Origin of the sequence: Nonomuraea sp. B12E4, from assembly GCF_039871825.1 — a bacterium.
In the GTDB taxonomy this organism is placed as follows: Bacteria; Actinomycetota; Actinomycetes; order Streptosporangiales; family Streptosporangiaceae; genus Nonomuraea.
The window spans coordinates 21,846-43,485 of sequence record NZ_JBDPME010000004.1; the positions used below are offsets into that span (position 1 = coordinate 21,846).

Annotated in this window: 37 protein-coding genes; 6 read left to right on the forward strand and 31 right to left on the reverse strand. The window is 67.3% G+C overall.

The features are described from left to right. Positions 1 to 56: 56 nt before the first annotated feature. The 14 genes from ABGB18_RS11255 to ABGB18_RS11320 form a co-directional block, all read right to left on the reverse strand. Complete coding sequence (locus tag ABGB18_RS11255) at positions 57 to 890, reverse strand: DNA adenine methylase (protein WP_347695377.1); 834 nt, start codon at positions 888 to 890, stop codon at positions 57 to 59. Then, on the reverse strand, positions 883 to 1,260 hold the full coding sequence (locus ABGB18_RS11260; RefSeq protein ID WP_347695378.1) for a hypothetical protein: 378 nt from the start codon (positions 1,258 to 1,260) through the stop codon (positions 883 to 885). Before ABGB18_RS11260 ends, ABGB18_RS11255 begins: the two co-directional genes overlap by 8 nt. Beyond that, entirely contained in the window at positions 1,257 to 3,011 is a 1,755-nt protein-coding gene (locus ABGB18_RS11265; RefSeq protein ID WP_347695379.1) for a DNA cytosine methyltransferase, read from the reverse strand. The genes ABGB18_RS11260 and ABGB18_RS11265 overlap by 4 nt, the downstream gene beginning before the upstream one ends. After that, entirely contained in the window at positions 3,008 to 3,262 is a 255-nt protein-coding gene (locus ABGB18_RS11270) for a hypothetical protein (RefSeq protein ID WP_347695380.1), read from the reverse strand. The genes ABGB18_RS11265 and ABGB18_RS11270 overlap by 4 nt, the downstream gene beginning before the upstream one ends. Continuing rightward, on the reverse strand, positions 3,259 to 3,927 hold the full coding sequence (locus tag ABGB18_RS11275) for a hypothetical protein (RefSeq protein ID WP_347695381.1): 669 nt from the start codon (positions 3,925 to 3,927) through the stop codon (positions 3,259 to 3,261). The genes ABGB18_RS11270 and ABGB18_RS11275 overlap by 4 nt, the downstream gene beginning before the upstream one ends. Beyond that, positions 3,924 to 4,136 carry a hypothetical protein gene (locus ABGB18_RS11280; RefSeq protein WP_347695382.1) on the reverse strand — a complete coding sequence of 71 codons (213 nt, stop codon included), beginning with the start codon at positions 4,134 to 4,136 and terminating at the stop codon, positions 3,924 to 3,926. Before ABGB18_RS11280 ends, ABGB18_RS11275 begins: the two co-directional genes overlap by 4 nt. Next, positions 4,133 to 4,597 (reverse strand): hypothetical protein, encoded by a 465-nt coding sequence (locus tag ABGB18_RS11285; protein ID WP_347695383.1) that lies wholly within the window; start codon positions 4,595 to 4,597, stop codon positions 4,133 to 4,135. The genes ABGB18_RS11280 and ABGB18_RS11285 overlap by 4 nt, the downstream gene beginning before the upstream one ends. Beyond that, on the reverse strand, positions 4,594 to 4,725 hold the full coding sequence (locus tag ABGB18_RS11290; protein WP_347695384.1) for a hypothetical protein: 132 nt from the start codon (positions 4,723 to 4,725) through the stop codon (positions 4,594 to 4,596). The genes ABGB18_RS11285 and ABGB18_RS11290 overlap by 4 nt, the downstream gene beginning before the upstream one ends. Next, entirely contained in the window at positions 4,722 to 5,195 is a 474-nt protein-coding gene (locus ABGB18_RS11295; protein WP_347695385.1) for a hypothetical protein, read from the reverse strand. Before ABGB18_RS11295 ends, ABGB18_RS11290 begins: the two co-directional genes overlap by 4 nt. A gap of 83 nt (positions 5,196 to 5,278) precedes the next feature. After that, positions 5,279 to 5,626, reverse strand: coding sequence for a hypothetical protein (locus ABGB18_RS11300; protein ID WP_347695386.1), 348 nt, complete (start codon positions 5,624 to 5,626; stop codon positions 5,279 to 5,281). Continuing rightward, positions 5,626 to 5,919, reverse strand: a complete 294-nt coding sequence (locus ABGB18_RS11305) for a hypothetical protein (RefSeq protein WP_347695387.1) — start codon at positions 5,917 to 5,919, stop codon at positions 5,626 to 5,628. Before ABGB18_RS11305 ends, ABGB18_RS11300 begins: the two co-directional genes overlap by 1 nt. After that, positions 5,919 to 6,371, reverse strand: coding sequence for a hypothetical protein (locus tag ABGB18_RS11310; protein WP_347695388.1), 453 nt, complete (start codon positions 6,369 to 6,371; stop codon positions 5,919 to 5,921). Before ABGB18_RS11310 ends, ABGB18_RS11305 begins: the two co-directional genes overlap by 1 nt. Beyond that, complete coding sequence (locus ABGB18_RS11315; RefSeq protein ID WP_347695389.1) at positions 6,368 to 7,138, reverse strand: phage antirepressor KilAC domain-containing protein; 771 nt, start codon at positions 7,136 to 7,138, stop codon at positions 6,368 to 6,370. Before ABGB18_RS11315 ends, ABGB18_RS11310 begins: the two co-directional genes overlap by 4 nt. Then, positions 7,135 to 7,338 (reverse strand): helix-turn-helix domain-containing protein, encoded by a 204-nt coding sequence (locus ABGB18_RS11320; protein WP_347695390.1) that lies wholly within the window; start codon positions 7,336 to 7,338, stop codon positions 7,135 to 7,137. The genes ABGB18_RS11315 and ABGB18_RS11320 overlap by 4 nt, the downstream gene beginning before the upstream one ends. Positions 7,339 to 7,434: 96 nt before the next feature. Between ABGB18_RS11320 and ABGB18_RS11325 the strand changes: the two genes are divergently transcribed. Beyond that, positions 7,435 to 7,779, forward strand: coding sequence for a helix-turn-helix transcriptional regulator (locus tag ABGB18_RS11325; RefSeq protein ID WP_347695391.1), 345 nt, complete (start codon positions 7,435 to 7,437; stop codon positions 7,777 to 7,779). Between the two features lie 95 nt (positions 7,780 to 7,874). On the opposite strand, the gene ABGB18_RS11330 is transcribed toward ABGB18_RS11325, so the two are convergent. The 14 genes from ABGB18_RS11330 to ABGB18_RS11395 form a co-directional block, all read right to left on the reverse strand. After that, on the reverse strand, positions 7,875 to 8,024 hold the full coding sequence (locus ABGB18_RS11330) for a hypothetical protein (RefSeq protein ID WP_347695392.1): 150 nt from the start codon (positions 8,022 to 8,024) through the stop codon (positions 7,875 to 7,877). Beyond that, complete coding sequence (locus ABGB18_RS11335; protein WP_347695393.1) at positions 8,021 to 8,536, reverse strand: hypothetical protein; 516 nt, start codon at positions 8,534 to 8,536, stop codon at positions 8,021 to 8,023. Before ABGB18_RS11335 ends, ABGB18_RS11330 begins: the two co-directional genes overlap by 4 nt. Further along, complete coding sequence (locus tag ABGB18_RS11340; protein ID WP_347695394.1) at positions 8,533 to 8,841, reverse strand: hypothetical protein; 309 nt, start codon at positions 8,839 to 8,841, stop codon at positions 8,533 to 8,535. Before ABGB18_RS11340 ends, ABGB18_RS11335 begins: the two co-directional genes overlap by 4 nt. Beyond that, on the reverse strand, positions 8,838 to 9,296 hold the full coding sequence (locus ABGB18_RS11345; protein WP_347695395.1) for a hypothetical protein: 459 nt from the start codon (positions 9,294 to 9,296) through the stop codon (positions 8,838 to 8,840). The genes ABGB18_RS11340 and ABGB18_RS11345 overlap by 4 nt, the downstream gene beginning before the upstream one ends. Next, the gene (locus ABGB18_RS11350) at positions 9,293 to 9,712 is read right to left on the reverse strand and encodes a hypothetical protein (protein ID WP_347695396.1); all 420 of its coding nucleotides are present in this window, start codon (positions 9,710 to 9,712) and stop codon (positions 9,293 to 9,295) included. The genes ABGB18_RS11345 and ABGB18_RS11350 overlap by 4 nt, the downstream gene beginning before the upstream one ends. Beyond that, positions 9,709 to 10,734 carry a hypothetical protein gene (locus tag ABGB18_RS11355; RefSeq protein ID WP_347695397.1) on the reverse strand — a complete coding sequence of 342 codons (1,026 nt, stop codon included), beginning with the start codon at positions 10,732 to 10,734 and terminating at the stop codon, positions 9,709 to 9,711. Before ABGB18_RS11355 ends, ABGB18_RS11350 begins: the two co-directional genes overlap by 4 nt. After that, positions 10,731 to 11,036 (reverse strand): hypothetical protein, encoded by a 306-nt coding sequence (locus ABGB18_RS11360; protein WP_347695398.1) that lies wholly within the window; start codon positions 11,034 to 11,036, stop codon positions 10,731 to 10,733. Before ABGB18_RS11360 ends, ABGB18_RS11355 begins: the two co-directional genes overlap by 4 nt. Then, on the reverse strand, positions 11,033 to 11,332 hold the full coding sequence (locus ABGB18_RS11365) for a hypothetical protein (RefSeq protein WP_347695399.1): 300 nt from the start codon (positions 11,330 to 11,332) through the stop codon (positions 11,033 to 11,035). Before ABGB18_RS11365 ends, ABGB18_RS11360 begins: the two co-directional genes overlap by 4 nt. Beyond that, entirely contained in the window at positions 11,325 to 11,717 is a 393-nt protein-coding gene (locus ABGB18_RS11370; RefSeq protein ID WP_347695400.1) for a hypothetical protein, read from the reverse strand. Before ABGB18_RS11370 ends, ABGB18_RS11365 begins: the two co-directional genes overlap by 8 nt. Next, positions 11,714 to 11,863 (reverse strand): hypothetical protein, encoded by a 150-nt coding sequence (locus ABGB18_RS11375; RefSeq protein WP_347695401.1) that lies wholly within the window; start codon positions 11,861 to 11,863, stop codon positions 11,714 to 11,716. Before ABGB18_RS11375 ends, ABGB18_RS11370 begins: the two co-directional genes overlap by 4 nt. Then, positions 11,864 to 12,367 carry a hypothetical protein gene (locus ABGB18_RS11380; RefSeq protein ID WP_347695402.1) on the reverse strand — a complete coding sequence of 168 codons (504 nt, stop codon included), beginning with the start codon at positions 12,365 to 12,367 and terminating at the stop codon, positions 11,864 to 11,866. Positions 12,368 to 12,454: 87 nt separating this feature from the next. After that, positions 12,455 to 12,661, reverse strand: a complete 207-nt coding sequence (locus ABGB18_RS11385; RefSeq protein ID WP_347695403.1) for a hypothetical protein — start codon at positions 12,659 to 12,661, stop codon at positions 12,455 to 12,457. A gap of 22 nt (positions 12,662 to 12,683) precedes the next feature. Next, positions 12,684 to 13,025, reverse strand: coding sequence for a hypothetical protein (locus tag ABGB18_RS11390; protein ID WP_347695404.1), 342 nt, complete (start codon positions 13,023 to 13,025; stop codon positions 12,684 to 12,686). Then, positions 13,022 to 13,264, reverse strand: a complete 243-nt coding sequence (locus tag ABGB18_RS11395) for a hypothetical protein (protein ID WP_347695405.1) — start codon at positions 13,262 to 13,264, stop codon at positions 13,022 to 13,024. Before ABGB18_RS11395 ends, ABGB18_RS11390 begins: the two co-directional genes overlap by 4 nt. A gap of 211 nt (positions 13,265 to 13,475) precedes the next feature. On the opposite strand from ABGB18_RS11395, the gene ABGB18_RS11400 reads away from it, so the two are divergent. The 3 genes from ABGB18_RS11400 to ABGB18_RS11410 all read left to right on the forward strand — a co-directional run bounded on the left by ABGB18_RS11400 (position 13,476) and on the right by ABGB18_RS11410 (position 17,136). After that, a complete protein-coding gene (locus tag ABGB18_RS11400) occupies positions 13,476 to 13,970 on the forward strand; it encodes a helix-turn-helix transcriptional regulator (protein ID WP_347695406.1) in 495 nt (164 codons plus the stop codon). A 227-nt stretch (positions 13,971 to 14,197) separates the two neighbouring features. Next, entirely contained in the window at positions 14,198 to 14,539 is a 342-nt protein-coding gene (locus ABGB18_RS11405; RefSeq protein WP_347695407.1) for a hypothetical protein, read from the forward strand. An 845-nt stretch (positions 14,540 to 15,384) separates the two neighbouring features. Beyond that, a complete protein-coding gene (locus ABGB18_RS11410) occupies positions 15,385 to 17,136 on the forward strand; it encodes a hypothetical protein (protein ID WP_347695408.1) in 1,752 nt (583 codons plus the stop codon). Positions 17,137 to 17,727: 591 nt separating this feature from the next. On the opposite strand, the gene ABGB18_RS11415 is transcribed toward ABGB18_RS11410, so the two are convergent. The 3 genes from ABGB18_RS11415 to ABGB18_RS11425 form a co-directional block, all read right to left on the reverse strand. After that, the gene (locus ABGB18_RS11415; RefSeq protein ID WP_347695409.1) at positions 17,728 to 18,255 is read right to left on the reverse strand and encodes an NlpC/P60 family protein; all 528 of its coding nucleotides are present in this window, start codon (positions 18,253 to 18,255) and stop codon (positions 17,728 to 17,730) included. Between the two features lie 28 nt (positions 18,256 to 18,283). Further along, positions 18,284 to 19,303, reverse strand: coding sequence for a GH25 family lysozyme (locus ABGB18_RS11420; RefSeq protein ID WP_347695410.1), 1,020 nt, complete (start codon positions 19,301 to 19,303; stop codon positions 18,284 to 18,286). A 120-nt stretch (positions 19,304 to 19,423) separates the two neighbouring features. Next, complete coding sequence (locus ABGB18_RS11425) at positions 19,424 to 19,573, reverse strand: hypothetical protein (RefSeq protein ID WP_347695411.1); 150 nt, start codon at positions 19,571 to 19,573, stop codon at positions 19,424 to 19,426. A gap of 375 nt (positions 19,574 to 19,948) precedes the next feature. Between ABGB18_RS11425 and ABGB18_RS11430 the strand changes: the two genes are divergently transcribed. Both ABGB18_RS11430 and ABGB18_RS11435 read left to right on the forward strand, forming a co-directional pair. After that, on the forward strand, positions 19,949 to 20,890 hold the full coding sequence (locus tag ABGB18_RS11430; protein ID WP_347695412.1) for an ATP-binding cassette domain-containing protein: 942 nt from the start codon (positions 19,949 to 19,951) through the stop codon (positions 20,888 to 20,890). Continuing rightward, a complete protein-coding gene (locus ABGB18_RS11435; RefSeq protein ID WP_347695413.1) occupies positions 20,871 to 21,614 on the forward strand; it encodes an ABC transporter permease in 744 nt (247 codons plus the stop codon). Before ABGB18_RS11430 ends, ABGB18_RS11435 begins: the two co-directional genes overlap by 20 nt. Positions 21,615 to 21,640 lie beyond the last annotated feature (26 nt).

The window sequence follows — 21,640 nt, forward strand, 5'->3', positions numbered from 1 at the left end:
CTACGGGATGGGCTGTCTCATCCGCTGCGGCACGCTCCAAGCAGGAGATGTGAGGGTTAAGAGGCATCGGCCACCGCCTCGTCGAACAGGCTTGGGGTGACGTTCCGGAACGGCCGGTTGGACCACAGCACCTCAGTGCGCGCCTGATAGCCGGTCGACTGCCCGGTGAAGGCCTCGAGCTCCACCCGATGCCAGCCGTCGTACAGCTCGTCGTACAGCGGGCTGTGGTAGCCGGACAGGACCACCGTCGCGGTGCAGGCCTCGAGGTGCGCTGCCAACGCGCGGTGCTCGTCCTCGCCGCCGAACTCGTGCCGGTAGTTGCGCGCCCGCGTCGACCCGAGATAGGGCGGGTCGACGTACAGCAGGACGTCCTGGTGCTTGCCGTAGGCCTCGAGCAACTGGGCCGCGGGGCGGCACTCGAGCGTCGCCATGGCGAGCCGTTCAGCGGCGGCCGCCATCCGCTCCACATAACCGGACAGGTAGCGCGGCATCGACGAACTCGAGCCCGCGGGGTCCACGTAGTAGCGCCACCCGGTCCTGCGGAGCGTTCCCGCCCTGCCCTGGCTGAGGAGAACCCACACACGGCGCGCTCGCTCGAGGTCGTCCAAGGCCTCGAGGTCGTAGCCCGCTTCGTGCTCCTGGCGAGAGTGCGGGGTCAAGGCGCACACCCGCTCGAGCTCCAGCGGGCGGTCTCGGAGAACCCGCCAGAATGTCATCAGGTCTTCGTCGAGGTCGTTGATCGTTTCCATCCGGGACGGAGGCTTGGCCATCAGGACGGCTAGCGATCCCGCGAACGGCTCCACGTAGTGGTCGTGAGCGGGCAGCAGACGGACGATCTTCTCGGCGAGAGTCGTCTTCCCGCCGTAGTAGGTGAACGGGGGCTTAGGCATCGTTCACCTCCGTTCGCTGGTGTCCGGGAGCGTCCGCAGACGTACGGGAGACAGTGGAGGAGTCCTGTACGGGAGGGGCTGGGACGATGTGGCGGGCCAGGAACGGCTTGTCATCCTCCGGGCACACCGCGGGCTGCTCGCCGGCTCGGACGGCTCTCTGGCGGTCCAGGAGCCGCTGCCCTACCTCTACGGGGATGTCCTGGTCGCGCAGGACTGCCCACACATCGATCAGCGGGTGGGATGGGTAGTCGAACAGGGGCTCGGTCTCCGGCCCTGCGGGAGGCTCCGGAGGGCGCCGCGGGCACACGTCGGAGTGCTCGCGGCTCTTGCCCGCCTCTATGGCTCCCTGGCAGCAGATGGGGAGCATCACGCGGCACGCTCCAAGTCCTCGCCCGTGATCGCCTCGACCAGCGCGGAGACGATCAGCTCAGCGACGGGCGGCGTGACGGCGTTGCCGTACTGCCGGACCTTCTCCCGCTTGTTGCCGAGCACCACGTAGTCCTCGGCGAACGCCATGGCGGCGCCGATCTCGTGCGGTTCGAGCATCCTGAACAGCACGTCATCAAGGTCGATCTCAGCCAAGCCGTTGACGACGGCGTACTTGTCTCGGGTGGTGAGAGTCCCGATCGGCTCGACGACGGACCGAGCGTTGCCCTTGCCGTAGTACGGCACCAGCAGCGACTCCCAGGTGATGAGCGACTGGTGGCCGGCCGTGGTGAGCGTACGGAGCGGCTCGTCAACGCCGGTGCAATGCTCGCCACCAGCCCCCTTGCTGCCGTTGTTGCGCATGACGAACCCGGGCGGCGTGACGAGCCCGTGGTGGTTGCCGGACGCGGTCACCGTGGCGAGGGCCTCCGCTACGGAGCGGGCGTCGCTGCCGCCGCCGCGGAGTTCGGCGACGAACGGCAGCCACGCCAGCCCGGTCTCGTTGCGGGCCGTCTGCGTTCTGAGCGGCAGCGTGGCAGGTATGGCTTCCTTGCCCTCGCGCCCCTCGACGGGCACCAGCAGAGGCGGGATGGCGATGCCGTCGTTCTCGCGGGTGGTGCGGGTCGGCATCGGCTCGGACACCGGAACTGCGTCGTTGCGCCATGTCCCGCCCGCGGGCACGATCAGCGGCGGTACCGCGAGAGCCTTTGTGGCGGTCGTGGTCTGCGCGGTCAGCGGAGCGTCCACAGGCCATGTCCGCACGCCGGGGCGGCGCTCGAAGGTGTGGCCCGCGGCCTCCAAGGTGATCGGGCGGGCGTACTTCTCCAGCCCCGCCTTGATGCGGGCGAGCGTCTTGTCCGCGAGGGGCTTGGCCCGGTCGCCGATCCGCTGCCCTGGCAGGGTCCAGTCGATTGCCGCGGCGGCCGGCAGAGCGCGAGGCTCCACCACCTGCGAGCGGCACGCCGAGTTCGGGCACCGGTACACGTACTGCTGCCTGTAGCGGCCCATGTCGGCGCCGAACGACTTGAACACCTGCAAGGCGGACACCCATGTGTCGCAGGCGGGGCACCAGGCGGTCGGCCGGAGCCACTTGTCCCAGTCCGGCGTCCGTCCCAGGCTCTCGTGCCAGTAGGCGACGTACAGCCTGTCTCTGCTCTGCGGCGCCGCCGGGGTGCGGGTGCCGTGGGCGTGCATCGAGTTCATGGCGATGATGCGCGTGCCGTAGCCGAGCTTGCGGATCTCGCCGAGCCAGCGGTCCCACTGGTCCCACGCCCGCACGTCGATGACGTTCTCGACCACGCCGGCCAGGACCAGCCCGCCGCGAGCCTGAACGCCTCTCAGGTAGAGCGGCACCTCCTCCATGAGGGCTCGGGACCGCTCCACCTCTTCGTCTCTCTCGGGCCCGAACAGTTCGCCCTGCATCGAGTTGGCGAAGTCCCGGACCTTGCCGCGGGCGTTGCTCCACTGCGGACACTCAGGGCTGGCCCAGAAGATGTCAGCGACAGGCCACCGATCGACCGGAGCCTCCCGGATGTCGCCCTGGTAGTGGTCGGTCTCCGGGAAGTTCGACGCATGGGACTCGATCGCCCTCTGCCAATGGTTCGCAGCCAGGGTCACGCGCACGCCAGGCACCGCGTGGGCGCCCTGCGAACTGCCGCCGGCCCCGCAGAACCAATCCATCAGGGTGAGGGTCAACGGTCCTCCTCGAACACGTCGTGGACGTCCACTCCGAACTGCTGCTTGATCTCTGAGCGGGTCAGGGGGCGGCTGGCGGCGTCCTCGCGCAGGATCCGCTCCAACCGAGTGGGCGGCTCGATCTCCCGTCCTTGCGGGTCTGGTCGGCGGCGGGAGCGGTAGGTGGCGACCATGAGGGCGCCGAGACCGATCCCGAAGACGCCTGCGACGACGGCGACGACGAACGTCTGACCGAAGGTGAAGGTGATCACGACGGCACCCCCGTACCGCCGTCCTGAGGGTCTGACTGGACAGCGGACTCCTCGGGGTCAGGGGTGACGTCCGAGAGGAGCGCGATCGCGGTCCGGAGCGCCGGGTAGACCTTCTTCATCGCGTCTGCCATGTGCTTGACGGACGCGACCGCCTGGTCCCGCTCGGAGGTGAGGCGGTCCACGACGGCGCGCAGCTCCTCAGCCTCGGTCAGCGGCGGAGTCCCCATGCTCGGTTCGGTGGGGCCTTCCTCTGGTCTCGGCTCGGTCAACGGCGTCCCGGCCTCCATGTGGAGGCGGAAGGCGTCCAGGACGTCGTCCAGGTCCCTCCACGCGAGTGATCCCTTGGCGTGCTCGTCCCGCTCCCGCTTCAGGAAGCGCTCCACATCTGCGATGGGCAGGCAGGCGTCCCCCGCGTGCCTCTTGAGTTCGTCGATGACCGCCATGGAGTCGATCTGCAACGCGGTCCCGAGGACCTCTACCGCCTGGTTGAGACGGTCCACCTCGACACCCTGCTCGCGGTGGGCGCGGATCAGGGCGAACGTGCGCCACGCGACATCCTTGACCACGGGCTCGGTCTCAGTGGCCCCGTACAGGGCGGCACACAGCGACTCCAGGCCGCGCAACTCATCCGGGGAGAGCGGGGTGTTCTGGTCGATGGTGGTCACTTCATCAACTCCTCTGCGGCAGCCGAGAACCCCTTACGGATGGCGAGGAGGACGCCGAGCGTGAACGAGATCGGCAGGGCGTCCCAGTAGCCGATGGCCGGGATCACGGGCGACAGTTCGTGGTGAAGGACGCCGACGAGGAGCATCAGAGCCCACGCGGACGCGAGGACTTCGGCGATACCGAAGGCGAGTAACTGGAGCCACTTCATCGGGTCCGCTCCTCTGCCTGAGCGGCCTCAAGAGCGTCAGCGGTGGCGACCAGAGCGGCGGCGAACCGGCGAGTCTCAGCGGGTGAGATGTGGCCCGACCCGCCGAACAGCACATGGTTCGTGGCGAAGACGCTCCAGCCGTTCTCCATCGACTCGCCCGTCTCCTCGCCGAAGCGGGGACCGTGCATCGCTTCCGGGTTCGTGATCTCGGGACGCTCCAGCAAGATCGGCGCCGTCTCGCCCTCGACGACGACCGCCCGGAAGTGGACCTCGGGCAGCTTGTCGCCGTCCTCGCTGTAGGCGGTGATGCCGATGTGGACGACGTTGCCGACAGAGCCGATCGACGGGTGCCAGTAGTTTCCGTCGTGGTAGTCGTTGTCGCCGCTGGTGAGCATCTCGGCGACGTTCTCCGGGGTGGGAGGAGTGGACGCGACGGGGGTCTCGGGGGTTTCGGAGCTCATCGGGTCTCCAAGTCGTTGAAGGGGATGAAGTCGTCCGCCGGAGGGGGCGGCGGGGCAGGCTTGGCGTGGCAGGGAGAGTGCGGCTTACGCAGCACGTAGTGGCGCAGCAGGCGCCGGACGGCGGTCACGAGACGACCTCTCCGAGATCGGCGACACCGCTGTTGTTGTCCTCCGGGTTGCAGGTGGCGCCGTAGGAGTGGCGGGCGCCCTTCGGGCTCGCCTCCGTCACCGACACCCGCCACACCGGCTCGCCGCAGTGGATGCACAACCCGTCCGGGGGCTGGCCGTCGCCGAGCGCCTCCCGCGCCGGCGAAGGGACCACCTCACCGGCCAGCGGCGGCAGCGCTCCGCCGAACATGTCCCGGTGGGCTGCCGCTGTCGGCAGTAACGGACCCTCTTCGCCAAGCAGTCGCAGGGCTCGGGTGATCGATTCCTCCAGGGCGTCGATCAGTGCCTCACGAGAGCGGATCTTGACTGCCAGGTCGTCGTGGGACGCCTGTACTACGGCAAGGTGCTCCTGGTCCTGCTTCAGGCGAGAGCGCAGCAGTGTCGCGTCCTCTTGAGTGAGAGTCGAGCCGGTAAGGGTGTCCCCGTGCATTGGTTCTCCTGGTGCTTGTGGATCGGTGGATCAGGTGGTGCCGCTCGCCTCCCGCTCCCGTGGGGAGACGAGCAAGGGGAAGGTCAGGCGGGAGCCGCGACGGCTTCGACGGGACGCAGGCAGTCGCACTGGTAGGCGCTGCACGCCTGCGGGTGGATCTCGCTCACCTGCCGCTGACCGAAGCGGCGCCCGGTGTGCTGGTCGACGACCAGGTGCCCGCACGTGCAGCGCGCCCGCAGGTCGTCCTCGTCGTGCCAGAACTGTCCGCGCTTGTCGGCGGAGACGACGGCATCGACGCTGTAGCCGACGCAGGTGCCCTTGTCCTTGAGTCCGCCGTCTTCCATGATCAGCTCGGCCTCGTCGGCGGTCCCGGCCGTGACGCGGTACTCGAACTCCAGCAGGGCGCGGATGATGAACTCCTGCTCGGCCATCACGCCTCACCCCCAGAGGGGATCTCGGCGGGCTTGGGCGTCCCAGCGACAGCCATCCACGCCTCGTGGTCGCGAATGGGCATGCCGCCCTCGAAGTCGTTGACGGCGGTCGCGGCGGCGAGAGCGAGCGTGGCGTGCAGAACGCCCATCTCACGGGCGTGTGCGGCCCACTCGCGCCGTTTGGCGACGTCAGCGGCTTCGCCAGCGACCGTTGCGGCGATCGCCTCGGATTGGTACCTAGCGGCCTGCTGGGCGTATTGCTCGGCCTGGCAGTAGTGCTCGGGTCCAGTCATCAGGCACCGTCCAGGGGAAGCTCAGGCTGGTTGGCGGGCACGGATGCGGCCTCGGGCTTGGGTGCGTCCTCAGCCTTGGCGCGGATGTTGGCCTCGACCTCCTTCGCCGCGACAGCGATGGCCTCGTGGCTGAGTCCCTCTTCGCTCACGTACTCCCAGAGGATCGGCGGGAGAGCGCCACCCTCCAGGTCCTCCCACATCTCGCGGGCGACCTCGTCGGCCTGCCGGTATCCAGCGCGTTCCCGAAGCTCGCTCAGCAGGTAGACGGCCATGTAGCTGTAGACCACGTGGCCGATCGACTTCTTCTCCCACTCGGGGTCCGTGAGGGCTTGGGCCAGGTGGGCGTGCATCTCGCCGAACGCGGCGTAGTAGCGGATCAGCGCGTCGGCGTCTGCCTGCTCGCGGTTCTCGGGGTAGCGGGCAATGTTGTCGAGGGGGCTCTTGGCGGTCATGCGATCTCCCCGATGGCGAAGAGTCCGGGCTGGTGGTTGAAGTGCTTGACGAGCCGCTTCCGGAGCCAGTCCAGGCCCTCGGGAGTCACGCGCGTCGTGGGCGTCGAGTCGTTGCCCGCCTTGGTCGGGATGACCTTGAAGTAGCGGTCCAGAGGCTTGACCTGGTACGGCGTGTTGTTGGCCTTGAGGATCTTCAGGTCGTCACCGCGAAGCAGTTCGAGGAAGTTGTTCCGCCCGAGCCCGCCCGTGATCCGGGAGAAGATCTGCGCAACGGCGGCCCAGTCGAACGTGCCGTCCGCTTCCATCAGGTCGGAGTACGCCTCGGCGAGAGGCTTCAGTGCGTCCCGCTGGCTCTCGGCCAGGACGCGGGCGTCATGCTCGTCCGCGAGGCGGCGAAGCGCGGCCGAGTAGTCCTCGGGGATCGCTGGCTGATCGACACCCGCGACCACGTACCTACCGGTCTCGCGGATCTGCCGGAGGATCTCCTTGACACGCTTCTTGATGACCTTGGCGCCGGGGATGGTGCTGCGGAAGATCAGCTCCCACATGCCGTCCTCGTAGATGACGTTCATCTGCTGAGGTCCGCCGGGGGTACGCACAATCTGCGTACCCTTTTCGCCCTCGTCCAGGAGGCGGGTGGCGTCGGTGGCCTTCGCGTGACCCATGGCCTTCGCGAAGTCGGCGGCCACCGCGTACGGGCGACCGTCCTCAGCGGTGCCGAACCGGATGCCGGTGCCAGCCACGTCGAACAGTTGGATCTCGTTCACGCCGCCGACTCCGCTCTGGTCATTTGGTGGCGTTCCTCGTACGCCTCGATGGAGGCGATGAGCACCCGAACGGGCGAGTTACGCGCTTCGCCGAGCTTGATCGCTTCGATCTCGCCGTTGCGGATGCGCTTGGCCAGGGTGGGCCTGGTGATGTCGAGGCGTCCGCAGGCTTGCGCGGGGGTCAGGTACACGTCACTCACTCCCTTCATTCTCTAGCCGTCTCTTTACAACTCTATCCAACATTAGCCAGGCATGGGAAGCGCAACAGGAATACGGATCTGGTCAACTCTGTACACATGGACATGAGCGAAAACGCCCCTGCCAGGCCCTTCCTCGAACTCGTCGAAGCCACCCTCACCAGGCAGGGCAAGACCAAGACGTGGCTTTCCGGTCGCGCCAACGTCAGCCGCGCGACGATCAACAACTGGGCGCGTCAGCCCCGCACGCCGCAATCCGCGAACGTCCTCGCCGTCGCCGACGTCCTCGGCATCGACCACGAAAAGGCGCTGCGCCTCGCGGGCCTCGCCATCAGCAGCGAACTGCCTCCCGAGCCGACTGACCTGGCCTCGCTCCCCACACCAGCGCTGGTGGAGAAGCTGCACCGGCTCACCGACGAACTCGCGCGACGGACTCAGATCTGACACCTTCGCCTCCTCCCTTCCTGGTCTGGCGTGTTGTGGGGGTTGCCTGCCGCCTCATGCACCGCCCCCGATAGGTCGGGCATGAGGCGGCAAGATCAGGGGGCGAAGAGGCCGACGAGGTTGATCACGGCGTAGATGGCGAACCCGACCGAGATCAGGGCCAGGAGACAGGCCAGCGCGAGGCAGCCTCGGGAGTCGTCTTCGTCGTCTCCGTCGTCGCGCCTGCTGGGAGTGGGCATGATCACGGCGTCTCCTCCGGGTTGATCAGGTCTGAGGGAGACCCGTACCGAAGTCCGGCCGTGGTCGAGATCTGCGCCAGGACGTCCGCCTCGACATAGGCAGGGAGATCCCACAGACCTTGTCGGCCCTTGCATGCGATCGGGTAGGCAAGCTGCCGGCGAGTGCCGAGCACCCAGTGGTGCATGCCGTTGTCGACCCTGCTCCCGATGGCCCAGCGGGAGCATGTGAACGGTCCGTCGTCGTGCTCGTGGCGTTCCTCGACCGGGCGGATGCACGTGGCCGAGTTGTGGACGCTGACCAGGTCGACGACGGCCACGATCGCGGCCGTGTCCGTGGTAACGATGGTGACTCCGGTCAGCTCGCCGACCCGGCGCACAGCCTCATCAGAGTCCCAGCGGGATCCCGCGTGGATGGCGAGGAGTCCGCGGTAGTGGGTGTTCCATGTGCGGTTCTCCACCGACTTGCCGAGCGCTGCGATAGCGAACGCCCACGGCTGCCGCACGGTCAGGGCCTTCATGACTCCTCCCGAGCGGCGTAATGCCGTGCTTGGAGAGCGAGACAGGACGAGCAGATGCCGCAGTAGTCCAGGCTGGTTCGGGACTCGCAGACGGGCTCCTCGGACCGGCACGTGTGGTTAGCGGGGAGCGTCTGCCGACACCAGTTGCAGAACTTCATGTCGAGGACGGACGCGATCAGTTCAGGCTCGACCTCGCGCGGGATCCCGCAGTGCAGGCAGGTCGTCTCCTCGCCGTCGAATCGGTGAGGTCCGTACTCTCCGCACTCGGGGCATTCGAGGTCGCACACCACGACGTGCAGCATCACGACGCCTCCTCGAGGTGCTCGGCGTACCACCGGGCGAGCGCGATGCGGCGGTCCTCGGCCATCTCGGCGTAGGTCCGCCTGTCCCAGGCGTGGACCAGCAGGTGCAGCTCGTAGCCCCAGGCCGGCTCGTTCGTGAGCTCGTCGTTGTGGCCACGGCACGTCGGTACGGCGTTGTCCGGCTCCGTGATCGACCCGCCGCGCGCTCGAGTGAGCGGCTCGTGCAGGTCGTCAGCCAGCAGCCCGCACCACGGGACGATGCACGGCGGCCGACTGTCCGGGAACATGGCGTTCTTCATGGCGTGCCGGTCTCGGTTCTCCTGCTGCCGCTTCTTGGACTGCTTCGGCAGCGGGGCGGACCTGTCGAGGTTGCCGGTCGCCCGCAGCGGCGTCTTCCGCTCGAGCGGCTTCTTCGCCTTCAGCGCTGTCTTGCGGCGGAGCGGCTGGTTGCGCTTCATCGGCCACCGTCCGTCGCGTACAACTCCTTGGCGTTGTTGTTGAGCGACTGCGCGATGGACGCCTGTTTGCCCATGGTCGCCAGGTGGTCTTCGGCGTTCTTGCGCTGCACCTGAGCGGACTCGTACGGCCAGTAGTCCTCGATGCGGGAGTTGATCCAGGCGTCGCGTTCCTCGACCGTGACGTGGCCTTCCCCGCGGCCCACCTTGGGGCAGTCCTCGGAGAACAGCAGAGTCGTCTTGGCCTCGGTGTAGGCGCGCTTCATCTTCAGCTCGTAGAAGCGGGTCCGCTGCAGGCTGATCTGGGCGCGGGCCAACTCGTTGTTGACCTGCTTCAGGTAGCGCTCCGCCTGAGGCGGGGTCAGGACGGCGTCCTCGTCGATGAACTGCGGCGTCGTCTTGTTCTGGTCGGCGGTCATGACTTCGCACCGCCGTTCATCCACCGTTCGTCTTCGGCGTCCACTCCGTTGGAGCGCTCCGCCTTCTTCGGGTTGGCGATGGTGTCCTTGGCGAGCTTGTTGTGGTCCTTGACCTGCTGCCTCGTCATCAGGCCGTTCGCTTCCAGCTCCTCATCGGTGAGCTTGGAGCGGGATACTGACCCGTCCTTGTTCGCGGGCAAACCGGTCGCGGTAACCGACTCCAGTGCGTCGACCCGCTGCTTCACCGCGGCCAGGAGTCGGTTCGCTGTCTCGGAGTTGATCCGCTGTGTCCGCATGGCGTCGACGACGTCCTGCCGGAACGCGGACACATGCTCAAGCGGGGCATCGCCGAGCCGTTTCTCGAACTCGGCCACCCAATTGGCATCCACGACGACCGCCGCGTCCGCCTGCTTCTGCCGGGCCGGCATCGCCCGCGTCCCAGCATCGGCGACAGCGTTCTCGGCAGCGGGGTTGGCGCGGTCGCCCTTCATCCACTGCTCGAGCGCCACGCCGAACCGCTGGGCCGCGTTCCGGAGCGCGTCACCGATCAGCACCTTGACCGCGTCCGATTGCTTCGACGGGCACGACCCATAGCCAGGCCGGGTCACGCCGCAGATGGTCAGCTTGATCCACAGGCCGACCGGGTTGCCGAAGTCGTCCAGGTCGAACTTCGGCGGTGCCGACTCGAGGACCATCTGGATGACATCAGGGTTGCCAGTCGCGAGCGCAGCCGCCCACACCTGAGGATCGACGTCTCGCTCGAGTGGCTCCCATGACCACTCGGGATCCACCTCGAGCAGCCGTTCAGTGACGTGAGCGTGGCCGACATAGTCGATGTGGATGTGCCGCGTGGACACATACGCGCCGCACTCCTCACAGCGCTTCTCCTGGTGCTGCTTGCACTGCGCCCGCCGGTCGGAGCAGTCCTTGCAGGTGACGCGCGGGAGTTTGCCGATCTGGTCGTCCTTGAACGGCACCATCAGCTCGAGCAGCTTGCTTCGCTGCTCGTCCGTGACGGTCACGTGCCCTTCTCCCTTCGATACTGGGATTCGGCCTCGTAGCCGATGTCGGGGCCTTCACCAACGGGCGGACCCGCGTTCTCGGCCAGGACATCGCCCCCGCAGGCGGTGAGCGGCTTCGCTGCCTGGTAGGCCAGGTAGGCGGTTACCGACTCCTCAAGCACCGAGTAGTGCTCGTGCTGCCAGCGCACTGTCAGGCGGTGGCGTTCGCCGAGCAGGAGTACGTCTTCGATCGACACGTGCTCGCCGGTTGCTTCAGCAATGCGGGAGGCCGCGGCGGTCAACGTCAACCAGCGGCCCGTCATGACTCACCGCCCGCGATGTCGAACCGCTCCCCCGCGAACTCCTCGCCGCCAGTGACCAGGCGGATCGTGCGGATGTCGTATTCCATCGCCGACAGGACCAGCAGCCAGCGCCCGTTCACCATGCCGTGCATCAGGACGCGCCGATCGTCGTGGGTGACCTGCACGCCAAGCACGCCCCGGGACAGGCCCGTGTCGCGGCTGTGCCACGTGATCTGGTGGCACTGCACACGCTCAACGTGGCCGGACTTCCAGGTCACCTCGTATGTCTGCAAAGGGCCGTAGTCGAAGTCAGACATTCGCCGCCCCCGCCTTCTCAGCGAGACGGGCAGCCTCAGCCGCCGCCTTGGCGAAGCAGTCGAAGATCTCCGCGTCGGATGCGACGTCGTTGGAGTCGCCCAGCAGCGTCACCAGCCTGTTCAGCGACATCTCGTGAACCGGCTGGAGAGGCGCCTCAACCTTGGCCAGGATCTTCGCCGCCTCGACCATGGGCAGGTCGCTCGGGTCCAGCTCCTCGAACTCCAGGTCGCGGATGTACCGCCACACGTCGGCGGGCTGGCCGGTCGCGACCGCGAGAGCGCCCGCCTGGCAGACTCGGCCGTCTCCGGTCTCGAAGTCGCCCTGGCAGCGGCCACGCCCCAGCAAGGCGCCGTACGCGCCGTTAAGGATCATCTCGGGGGTCATCGGCTCTCACCGACCCGGTTCTCGAAGTTGATGACCACCTGCCGGTAGGCGCGGGGCGACTTGCGCTTCAACTCCTCCCAGCGGGAGGTCTGGGCAGCCACGTCGTGGGGGGCAGGGATCAGGGCGGGCGTCGGTGTGGCCGTCATTCACGCCACCGCCTTAGCCTTGTCGGCAGACGCGGGCTGGTCGTTCTTGACGTTGCAGTACACGTCGACCGCGACGTCCCGGTAGACGCCCTTCACGACGTACCGGGTGCGCTCGCCCTCTACCTTCTCGGCGACGTCCTTTCCGAGGAGCTTGGCGTACTCGGCGACGACCTCCCGAGACCGGGCGTAGCCCGTGATCTCCCCGGGCTCGTACTTGGCCAGCGTCCAGTCGATCCGGGTCAGGCCCACCTCAAGGATCGCGGCCAGCGCGAGCGCGGCGTTCACGTCGGCGACGCGGTCGATCTCCGCTGTGGTGGCCTCGACCCACGTGCCGCCAGGCAGGCTCATCGTGAGCCGCGAGCCGGGGAAGGCCGCCTGGACGCTGGCGTACAGCTTCTGCGCCGCCGTCTTGTCCCAGATGGCGTCGATGTCGCTGATCCTCTTGTCGCCCGAGCGGACCTCGATCCGGTACTCGGGCTTGAAGGGCTGAACTACTCTGGTCATTGACTGCCTGCTCCTGTTTCTTGGTCTGATCAGTTCGAGCGGGTGGTCTCGCGAGGCTCGGCCCCCTGTGGCCGGGCCTCGCGGCTTTCAGGGCTTGCGGTGGTGGCGCCCGATGTACTCGCGGCGGTCTGAGTCGGCACGCTCGATGCAGCCGACCTGCCAGGCGGCGATCACCTGGAAGCGGAAGCGCTCGGCGGCGGTCATCGGCGGCACTTTCGGCAGGTTGTGGTCGCCCGCGAGTTGACCGCGCCACACGAGCAAACCCATGTGCTCGATGTGCCGGGCGGCAGCCACGGGGACGGGGGCTTCTTCGCCATCACGACGCGCCGCCGTTCTTGTACAGGCGAGAAACGGAGAAGTCGGCGACGGGAACGTTCCCGGCGTTCACGCGGACGACAGGCCGGCTCTTGCGCTGCGTCTCCCGCTTGGGTGCTTCCTGTCTGCGTTCGCGCTGCACCTGCTGGTCACGCTGCTTGCGGCGCTTCGGCTGGGCTCCGTCGCGGATGATCTGGGCGCACTGCTCGTCGGTCCAGAAGACGCCGCCGCCGATCTTCGTGCGGGGGATTTCGCCTGCGGCGCCCTTCTTGTAGAGCCAACTGGGGCTCCGCTTGACGATCTTTGACGCCGCGTGGACGTCGTGAAGCACCGGCGGGATCACGCCGACTCCCGCTCGGGCTCGCCCATGTGGATCTCGAAGAGGTCTTCGAAGCCGAATCCGTCGATGCTCAGCAGCGCGTCAGACAGTTTCGGCCCGGGGACCGCAACCCTTCTAACGGCGCGGCTCCAGGTACTGGCGTTCACGCCTATGTGCTTGGCAACGGCTCCATCGGTGGAGCAGTTGAAATGCTTCTTGAGCTTCTCGTTGACGCCCTGGCGAAGGCGAATGGTGGGTGCCATCTCGGCCCTCCTTTCGTCTGTGGCGCCATCTAAGCACGCGCATGCGTCATGCGCAATACTTCGATGCATGCGCGCTGGCACGGGCCGATCGCGGAGGTTGCGGAGTAAGGGGTCCGTAGTGGTTCAGATAGGACCGAAAAGGGCCTAGACCAGCGACCTTGTGCCAAGCGCAATGTAGACATGTCTTGCGCAAGGCTCTATCGTCATGCACATGGTCAAGACGCCTGACTGGCCAGCCGACAGACTCAAGGCGCTCATCGACCGCATCCTTGACTCGACTGGCCTCAACCAAGCCAAGCTCGCCGGCCTCGTGGGCATCAACCCATCGCAGGTGAGCCGCTGGATCAACGGATCATCCCGGCCCAAGTTCGAGACCCTGGCTGGCCTGGGCATCGCGCTCCAGGCCCGATACCCCAGCCTGGGCATCGGGCCCGAGGAACTGACTGCTTCCGTGTACCCGCGCGAGGCCGCCATGGACGCATCCCTGCCGGGCTTCACGGCCGCAGCGGCAGGACAGGTGCAGCCCGACCCACTGGACCCCTCAAAGATCAAGGACCCCACGCCGGCCGAGTCCGCGATGCTCGCCGCCCTGGCTACGGTCCGAGAAGAGATCCGCCAGCTTCGGGCTCAAGTGGACACGCTCACGGAGCGCCAAGCGCACCGCGACGAAGCGGACAACGACACCCGCCACCAGAAGGGCGCATAGCGTCGAAACGTTGGTACAAATTTAGACCACGCCAAAAACGCGCGTTACAGATTGAACACAATTAGCGTAGGGGTCTGGACCGTTCACATGAACGGTCGTGACATATAGATCCCGACAGCTCATAACGGCGAGGGATTGAAACGAACTGCGCATCCTCAGGAGGTGCGGGCGGTTTGACGTCCCCACGAAGCAACGAAGCTTCATCCACCGATTCGTCCTACAACAATATGATCAGCAAGGCGTTACGGATCCTCCGCCGGACCTCGGCGCGGCGGGAACGAGTGCTGGCGGCAGAGCTGGCACGCGCGTTTGTGGAACGTGACGAAGCCCTGCGTGAGGTCGCTGCGGTCACCGCCGGGGAGGAGGAAACACCCCAGCCCATCACGCAGGCTCTGCGATCCCCGAAGGGTAAAGACCGGCTCGTCGTCGTCCGATACGACGGGATGACGATCAAGGCGGTCTTGCACCCTATCGGCCGGCGCAACGCCGAGCGCGAAGCAGCCGTCTGGCGCTGCCTGCGCGATACCGCCATTGCGGAAAGAGATCGGCGGCGGGGGCGACACTCGTGAGCGACGAAAGCGCGAAGAACGTTCAGGAGTATCGCCGCCAAGGCTTAGAGCGGGAGATCGCCGCTTTGTCGATGAGTGTCGACGATGACGACGAAAATCCGACACTGATCATCAATATTGATGACCCGAAAGCGAAAGGCGCGATCAGGCGCGTCATCATCTGGGTGGGCGGTCTCATCGGCGGCGCCGTCGAATGGTCACGCCGGTCTGCGAAACGCCAAGTCGTCCTCGCGATGGCGGGAACAGCCGCAGCGGCAGTCACTACAGCAGGAGTCAGCGAGATGGCCCGAGAGGACCCTCTGCGCGTATCGCCGGCTCCTGTCCTCGCCCTGCAGACGGTCACGCTCCCACCTGAGCCTCCAGCGACGGTGACGGCAACGGTCAAGCCGAGCAGGACGCCAACAACCAGAACGAAACCACGGACCCAGTCACCGGCGGCGCTCCGACCGGCCGAACTCGGGGAACCGCCGCGGCGCACCCCGTCTCACGTGCAGACACAATCGCCGGCGCGGTACACGCCTGAACCGACACGGTCCCGCACCAGGGCGCAGCCCGGCCCGTCGCCGGAACGAGAGGGAGAGCCTGCCGAGGTCGAAGGTGCTCGGTCCGAGTCGCCGGCGCAGGATACGGACGCCTTGAGCAGTGAAGGCGAGCCCTCGCCTGACCCCTCTCGCGCACAGTCCGTTCCGGAATCGGCGCCTGAGCCGGCGCCTGAGCCGGCGCCCACTCCCGTGCCCGAGCCGCAACCCGGCCGTGACTGCGGCATAGAGGTGAATCTCCCCCCTCTCCTAGACCTGTGTGTGCTCCACTGAAACCCGGCAACCCTCAGTTGAAGGACCACCCTCATGGCCTTTCACCAAGTACGCGCGGACGGCGTGATCGTCGCCCGATGGAAGCGAGCAGACGGCACCTACGGGACCAAGTCCCGCCACCCCGACACCAATCAACACTGGGCGGACGGCGCCGCGGCGGATGCCTGGGGCGAGTGGATGGAAGACCTCGAACGACGAGGGCTCGCCCCCGACTACTCGCGTAAACGCAAGAAAGAACCCGAGCCGGAACCCGCCCCGGAAGACGACGACATCACCGTGAACGAGTGGTTCGCCCGCTGGTGGGAAGGGCTCGACGTCGGCCTGCGGTCCCGCGGCAACTACGCCTACCTGTTCCGGGCGCACGTCTTGCCCGAGTGGGGGCATTGGAAGCTGAAGGACATCAAGGCTTCTGACGTCAACGCGTGGGAGCAGCGCATGATCAAGGCCGGGTATGCGCGTGACGGGGTGGCCGGCGGCGCCCGTACCCGGCTGGCGACGTTGCTCGGCGATGCGGTGATCGAGAAGCTCATCGACGCGAACCCGGCGCTGCGGCAGCGGCACCGAGGACGCCGTTCCGGCGTGGGCACTGCGGGCCGCGGCAGTGAGAAGAGTGCCATCACACCGTTCGAGGCGCTCGTGTTGTCCGAGCGGATGGGCGTTCTGTCGGGGCGGGACGACGAGTTCATCTTCGGTGTCACGGTCGCTTGGGGTGCGCTGCGGTACGGCGAAGGGATCGGGCTGCAACGCGGGCTCGTCAAGCTCGGCAGGATCCGCGTCGACTGGCAGCTGATCGAGGATGGCGGCAAGTTCTACCTCGGCCCGCCCAAGGACGACTCCAACCGGGACGTCGATATCCCGCCGTTCCTGCAAAGCCTGCTGAACCGGCAGATCGCCGCCCACCCCGACCAGCGCTGCCGGTGTAAGCCGGTGACGATCGAGGGGCAGAAGGAGCAGCCCTGCCAGGGGGGCGGCGGGTTCGTGTTTCTCGGTGACCGGGGCGGACATCTGCGGAACTCGAACTTCGCGCGCCGCGTGTTCGACCCTGCCGCTGACGGCTGGTATCCGACGTCGAAGGGCAGGCGTGGGACGGCAGCGAATCGCGAGGAGGACAGGAAGGAGGGGAAGGACTGCTCCAGGTATCGCCCGGTTCTGGTGGAGTTGGACACGTCGTGGCCTGGCTCGCCGCTCCCCGCCTGGCCGGCGGCGGTGGCCGGTCAGCCGTACGAGCCTCAGCGGGTCAGGGGCTACCAGCGGCGCCCACTGAACCTCGGGATCAACGCCGCGTCCTCCCGGGCCGACCTCGTGGCGTTCGCTATCGCACAGGGCATCCCTGACGGGCAGGCGCACGACCTGACCCGGGACGCCATCCTGGATCTGTTCGTCCGCTCCCGGTACGTGTCTGAGCATGCCCCGGTGGCGTCGTGGGTGCCGATCATGGAGGGGTTGACTCCGCATGGCCTGAGGCACGCGCACTCGACGTGGCTGATGGATCTGGGGACACCCCTACAGCTTCGCGATGACCGGATGGGGCACGCCTCGCCGGAGATGCGCGGGATGCGCGGGACGTACACGCATGTGTCACGGGAGTCGCGGGCGTGGCTGCGGGAGCAGTTGGAGCGGCTGTGGCAGGACGCGCTGGCGCGGCGGGCGTGGTTCGGTCTCCGCTCTCCGGTCGCGGTCTTGGATGAGTTGCTGGCTCCGTTCCGGGACGGGGAGCGGGAGCCGATCGCTCCGTTCGATGCGCGCGGAGAGGTCCTCGAATTCCCTACATCGCGAGCGGGTTAAGGGGGCCATCGTGGACGAGGCGGGGAGATCGTTTGTGGTTCGCGACGGATTCGCGACGGGTCGCTGCCAACGATCTCCCTTGCCTGCCACTGGCTGCCAAAGTCTGCCACCCTGACCTGCGTCTTAGCGCGTTCGGGCTGGTCGGCTATCTGGCCGAATCTGCATGGTAAGGAGAAGGTCAACGGTTCGATTCCGTTTGGGGGCTCGCACCATGAGCAGAAAGAACGCCCGAATCCGCTGGCCGGTGGAGTCGGGCGTTTCTCGTTTGCGCTGATGACCTCCGTGGCCGAACGCCTCCCTCGGGCGATAGCGTGACCGGCAGTCGCCCGGTGAGCGTGTGTTGAGCGCCGCTCTTCGCTCGGTCAGCCGGTGCGCGTCGGGCGGACGTCAGTGTCAGGACGTACACGGCCTTGAGCTGCTCGATCTTGTCCAGGGTGGCGGGGGTGAACGGCGGACCAAGGTGTGGCAGGTCTCCGGGCGGGCCACCTTCCCGACGCGAGGCAGCGCAAGACGGCGCGGACAGCGGGAGCGGCACGAACTGGCGTGGGGTCAGGCGGCGTGGCGGAGGCGGTGGGGACGGTGCGCCTCGGCTCAGTATCGGTAGAACCCCGCGAAGTCCTTGCGTCCCCCAACGGGGTCGATGCGCACCACCATCCCGGTGTACGGCGAGTCCATCATCTTCCCCCCGCCCAGATACACCCCCACATGATGCGTGTTGATGGACTTCTCCGTGACCTGCCCGTAGAACACCAGATCCCCCGGCCGCCCCACGTCCACCCGGCGCAGTCGCCGCACCTGCTCATCGGTGTTCCCCGGCCCCAGCACGTCCTCCCCGTACGCCAGCGCGTAAACCCATCTGGAGAACCCCGAACAGTCCAGTCCCAGGGTGTCGGCCGCCGGACATGGCCGGATCTTTCCCCGATATCCCACGCACGTCCCCAGCGACGGGCCGGGGTCCGCCGCGTGCCCACCGCCCCATGAGTAGACGAACCCGAGGCGTTCGATCTCGTAGGACGCCCGGACGATGCGGGCGGGCAGGTGCCAATCCAGCGGTACGGAGGCGGTGGCGGCCAGCAGGCACAGGGCGGCCGCTGCCGTCACAGCCGACCGCCGCCTCATCACGCCCCCTTTGGTGCGGTGCCGGGGATTATCCGGCCTTAAGGGTGACCTTTATTGAGCCAACGGTGAAGTTCATGCCGACTGTTCCCTTTACCTTGGCATTCGTGGTGACCGTGAAGGTCTTCTTCTGCCCCCGGGCCAGCTCCTTGAGCGTGCACGACACGGCCGTACCGCTGAACTTGCACCCCGACGCCTTCACCACCCGATGCCCCCCGAAGGTCCGCCCCGAGACCTTGACGTCCTTGACGGGATGCGGGCCGGTGTTCGACAGGGTCACCGTGTAGGTCTTCCGGCTCTTGGCCGCGCCCGAGACCGTCACCTCCGCCGGCGGGTTGGCCAGCTCCGCGAGCTGGGACTCCGAGCCGTTGTACGCGTTGCCCCCACCGGCCAGCGGTCCCTTCTCCGCCGACTGCCAGAACGTGTACTTCTTCCAGCTCTTCGGCAGCTCGCCGGGATCGGTGCCCCACCGGGCCAGCCACAGCGGGTTGGCCTTGAAGGCGTCGGAGTCGCCGGTGCACGTCTGCCACCAGCTCGTGGTGGTGTAGATGATCGCCTGGCGCCCGGTCTCGGAGTGGTACTTCTTCGTGAAGTCCTTGATCCAGGTCACCATGTCCGCCACGGACAGGCCATAACAGCTGTTCTTGCCGTTCCGGTCCTTGTACGGATTGTCCTCGATATCGAGCACCCCCGGCAGGGTCAGACCGTCGCTGACCCAGTTACCGCCGTTCTGCAGGAAATAGTCGGCCTGCGCTGTCCCATCGGATTCGTGCGGTTGCGCAAAGTGATAAGCGCCCCGGATGAGCCCGGCCGCGGCGGCGCCGCCGTACTGGGCGTCGAAGCTCGGGTTGCGATAGTTCGTGCCTTCGGTGGCCTGCACGAACGCGAACCTCCCGCCGCCCGAGGAGACGCCTCCCCAGTCGATCTCGCCGGTCCAGTTGCTGACGTCGACTCCGGTAATGCCATCGGCCGCCTCGGCGGCCCCGGCACCACCCATCCCAATCCCTGCAATTACCACTAATGACAGTAAACGCTTCACGCCGGAGATCATTGCGGAGCGGTACATAATTCCGCAAGTCCAGAAATATCAACCGATATAGACGTATCGACTCGGAACACCGCCCCCAAACCCAGCGGCCGCGCTCCCGCCACCCATTCGGCCCAGCGCTCGTCACCGACCTCGGCATTCGAGGTGGATCGGGTGCCGCTCGCGCCGCTCGTACCGGCTCCTGGCCAAGGCGGGTGGCAGGCTCTCGCCCGCGGCCGCCCCCAGCCGCCTGCTCCACTCCCGCTCGCCGACCCCGCCGGGACTTTCGAGCATCCCGGCGAGCGTCTCCTTGAGATCGTCCTTGCTGAGACCGGGAGCCCGAGGACCCGCCCCAGCCCCCGCGCGGCGGTGGTCTTCCCGGCACCCGGCAACCCGTTCACGAGCACGCACAACATGCTCGGACATGCTGCCAAAGCCCGTACCCCCCGTGTGCCGAAAGTTTTTTCCGATCCCGGGAAACCCGCACCTCAGACCACCAAACCCACCACCGCAGGGCCGACGCCGGGAACATCGTTTCCGCAGGTCAGAGGCGTTTGTATACGTGACATTCACGTTTGCCAAAGCCCGGCCCTCCAGCACAAACTGGACCCGATCCTCAATCGAGCCCCCGACCTGGGGTTTCTTCGCCATGCCCGGAGGAAGCCGACCATGATCCATACCCGGGGACTGACCCGCGTGTTCAAAGTCAAGAAGCAGACCGTCGAAGCCGTACGCGGCATCGACCTCGACGTCGAAGCCGGCCAGCTCGTCGCCTTCCTGGGCCCGAACGGCGCCGGCAAATCCACCACCCTGCGCATGCTCACGACGCTCCTGCCGCCCACCTCGGGCACGGCCATGGTGGCGGGCCACGACGTGGCCGGGGACCCGGCAGGCGTCCGCGCCCGCATCGGGTACGTGGGCCAGCAGAACGGCGCGGGCGAGAACTTCCGAGTCCACGACGAGCTCGTCACCCAGGGCCGCTGCTACGGCCTCACCATCAGGCAGGCGAGCACGAGAGCCGACGAGCTGCTCGACCTGCTGGACCTGAGGCCGCTGGCCAAGCGCCTGCCCGGCACCCTGTCCGGCGGCCAGCGCCGCCGCCTGGACATCGCCCTCGGCCTCATCCACCGCCCCGACCTGCTCTTCCTCGACGAGCCCTCGACCGGCCTGGACCCGAAGAGCCGGGCGGAGATCTGGCGGCACATCCTCCGCCTGCGGGAGACGTACGGAACGACGCTGTTCCTGACCACCCACTACCTGGAGGAGGCCGACAGCATGGCCGAACGGGTGGTGATCATCGACAACGGCGTGATCATCGCCGACGGCACCGCCGAGCAGCTCAAGAACGACCTCGCCGGCGACCACATCGCCATCACCACGGCCACGGAGCAGGACGCCGCCAAGGCCGTGGGCGTGGCGGGCGGCACCGCCGAGGGCACGACCGTCCGCGTCAAGGTCCCCAACGCGGCGGCCGCGCTCCCCGACTACCTCAGAACCCTGGACGGCTCCGGCATCAAGGTCGCCACCGCCGAGACCACCCGACCCACCCTCGACGACGTGTTCCTCACTCTCACCGGGAGAAGCCTCACCGATGATGACATTCCTGCGTGACACCGCCACCGTCTTCTCCCGCGAGTTCGCACCGGCCCGGCGCGATCCCACCGGCCTGATCTTCGAGATGGGGCAGCCGTTGCTGTTCCTGTTCCTGTTCGGGTCGCTTCTGGACGGGGCGGTCGGCTCGTCGTGGCAGTGGTTCGTGCCGGGGATCCTGGTCATGATGTGCCTGACCGGCCCCATGGCCGCCGGCTACACGCTGCTGGTGGAGCTGATCGGCGGCTCGATGGAACGCCTGCTGGTCACTCCGCTGAACCGCACGGCGATGCTGGTGGGCCGGACGCTGAAAGACATGCTGGTCCTGCTGACCCAGACCGTGCTGATCATCCTGCTGGCCATGCCCATGGGCTTCGAGCTGTTTCCGGCGGGAGTCGTGCTGGGCCTGATCCAGCTCGTCGTCTTCGGGGTCGGCCTGGGCTCGCTCTCGTTCGTGCTGGCCATCAAGTCGGCCCCGGGCGGCACCCTGTTCTACATCGTCAGCCAGTCCGTCCTGTTCCCGCTGCTGCTCCTCTCGGGCGTGCTGCTCCCCCTGGAGACCGCTCCGACCTGGCTCCGCGTGGTCGGGCAGGCCAACCCCGTCACCTACGTCGTCGACGCCCAGCGCGCGCTCTTCGCGGGCGACCTCCTCGACCCCTCCGTCCTGTACGGGACCGCCGCCGCCTGCGCCGTCGCCGCGATCGGCCTCTACCTGGGCAACCGGGCGATGCGCCGAGGCGTCTGACCATCCGCTTTCGGCGAGAATGTGGG

Coding starts and splice junctions, on each gene's coding strand:
- ABGB18_RS11255 (WP_347695377.1), bottom strand. CDS start 890: ATGCCTAAGCCCCCGTTCACCTACTACGGCGGGAAGACGACTCTCGCC.
- ABGB18_RS11280 (WP_347695382.1), bottom strand. CDS start 4,136: ATGAAGTGGCTCCAGTTACTCGCCTTCGGTATCGCCGAAGTCCTCGCG.
- ABGB18_RS11285 (WP_347695383.1), bottom strand. CDS start 4,597: ATGAGCTCCGAAACCCCCGAGACCCCCGTCGCGTCCACTCCTCCCACC.
- ABGB18_RS11295 (WP_347695385.1), bottom strand. CDS start 5,195: ATGCACGGGGACACCCTTACCGGCTCGACTCTCACTCAAGAGGACGCG.
- ABGB18_RS11300 (WP_347695386.1), bottom strand. CDS start 5,626: ATGGCCGAGCAGGAGTTCATCATCCGCGCCCTGCTGGAGTTCGAGTAC.
- ABGB18_RS11305 (WP_347695387.1), bottom strand. CDS start 5,919: ATGACTGGACCCGAGCACTACTGCCAGGCCGAGCAATACGCCCAGCAG.
- ABGB18_RS11310 (WP_347695388.1), bottom strand. CDS start 6,371: ATGACCGCCAAGAGCCCCCTCGACAACATTGCCCGCTACCCCGAGAAC.
- ABGB18_RS11325 (WP_347695391.1), top strand. CDS start 7,435: ATGGACATGAGCGAAAACGCCCCTGCCAGGCCCTTCCTCGAACTCGTC.
- ABGB18_RS11335 (WP_347695393.1), bottom strand. CDS start 8,536: ATGAAGGCCCTGACCGTGCGGCAGCCGTGGGCGTTCGCTATCGCAGCG.
- ABGB18_RS11345 (WP_347695395.1), bottom strand. CDS start 9,296: ATGAAGCGCAACCAGCCGCTCCGCCGCAAGACAGCGCTGAAGGCGAAG.
- ABGB18_RS11350 (WP_347695396.1), bottom strand. CDS start 9,712: ATGACCGCCGACCAGAACAAGACGACGCCGCAGTTCATCGACGAGGAC.
- ABGB18_RS11360 (WP_347695398.1), bottom strand. CDS start 11,036: ATGACGGGCCGCTGGTTGACGTTGACCGCCGCGGCCTCCCGCATTGCT.
- ABGB18_RS11365 (WP_347695399.1), bottom strand. CDS start 11,332: ATGTCTGACTTCGACTACGGCCCTTTGCAGACATACGAGGTGACCTGG.
- ABGB18_RS11370 (WP_347695400.1), bottom strand. CDS start 11,717: ATGACCCCCGAGATGATCCTTAACGGCGCGTACGGCGCCTTGCTGGGG.
- ABGB18_RS11375 (WP_347695401.1), bottom strand. CDS start 11,863: ATGACGGCCACACCGACGCCCGCCCTGATCCCTGCCCCCCACGACGTG.
- ABGB18_RS11380 (WP_347695402.1), bottom strand. CDS start 12,367: ATGACCAGAGTAGTTCAGCCCTTCAAGCCCGAGTACCGGATCGAGGTC.
- ABGB18_RS11395 (WP_347695405.1), bottom strand. CDS start 13,264: ATGGCACCCACCATTCGCCTTCGCCAGGGCGTCAACGAGAAGCTCAAG.
- ABGB18_RS11400 (WP_347695406.1), top strand. CDS start 13,476: ATGGTCAAGACGCCTGACTGGCCAGCCGACAGACTCAAGGCGCTCATC.
- ABGB18_RS11405 (WP_347695407.1), top strand. CDS start 14,198: ATGATCAGCAAGGCGTTACGGATCCTCCGCCGGACCTCGGCGCGGCGG.
- ABGB18_RS11410 (WP_347695408.1), top strand. CDS start 15,385: ATGGCCTTTCACCAAGTACGCGCGGACGGCGTGATCGTCGCCCGATGG.
- ABGB18_RS11415 (WP_347695409.1), bottom strand. CDS start 18,255: ATGAGGCGGCGGTCGGCTGTGACGGCAGCGGCCGCCCTGTGCCTGCTG.
- ABGB18_RS11420 (WP_347695410.1), bottom strand. CDS start 19,303: ATGATCTCCGGCGTGAAGCGTTTACTGTCATTAGTGGTAATTGCAGGG.
- ABGB18_RS11425 (WP_347695411.1), bottom strand. CDS start 19,573: ATGCTCGAAAGTCCCGGCGGGGTCGGCGAGCGGGAGTGGAGCAGGCGG.
- ABGB18_RS11430 (WP_347695412.1), top strand. CDS start 19,949: ATGATCCATACCCGGGGACTGACCCGCGTGTTCAAAGTCAAGAAGCAG.
- ABGB18_RS11435 (WP_347695413.1), top strand. CDS start 20,871: ATGATGACATTCCTGCGTGACACCGCCACCGTCTTCTCCCGCGAGTTC.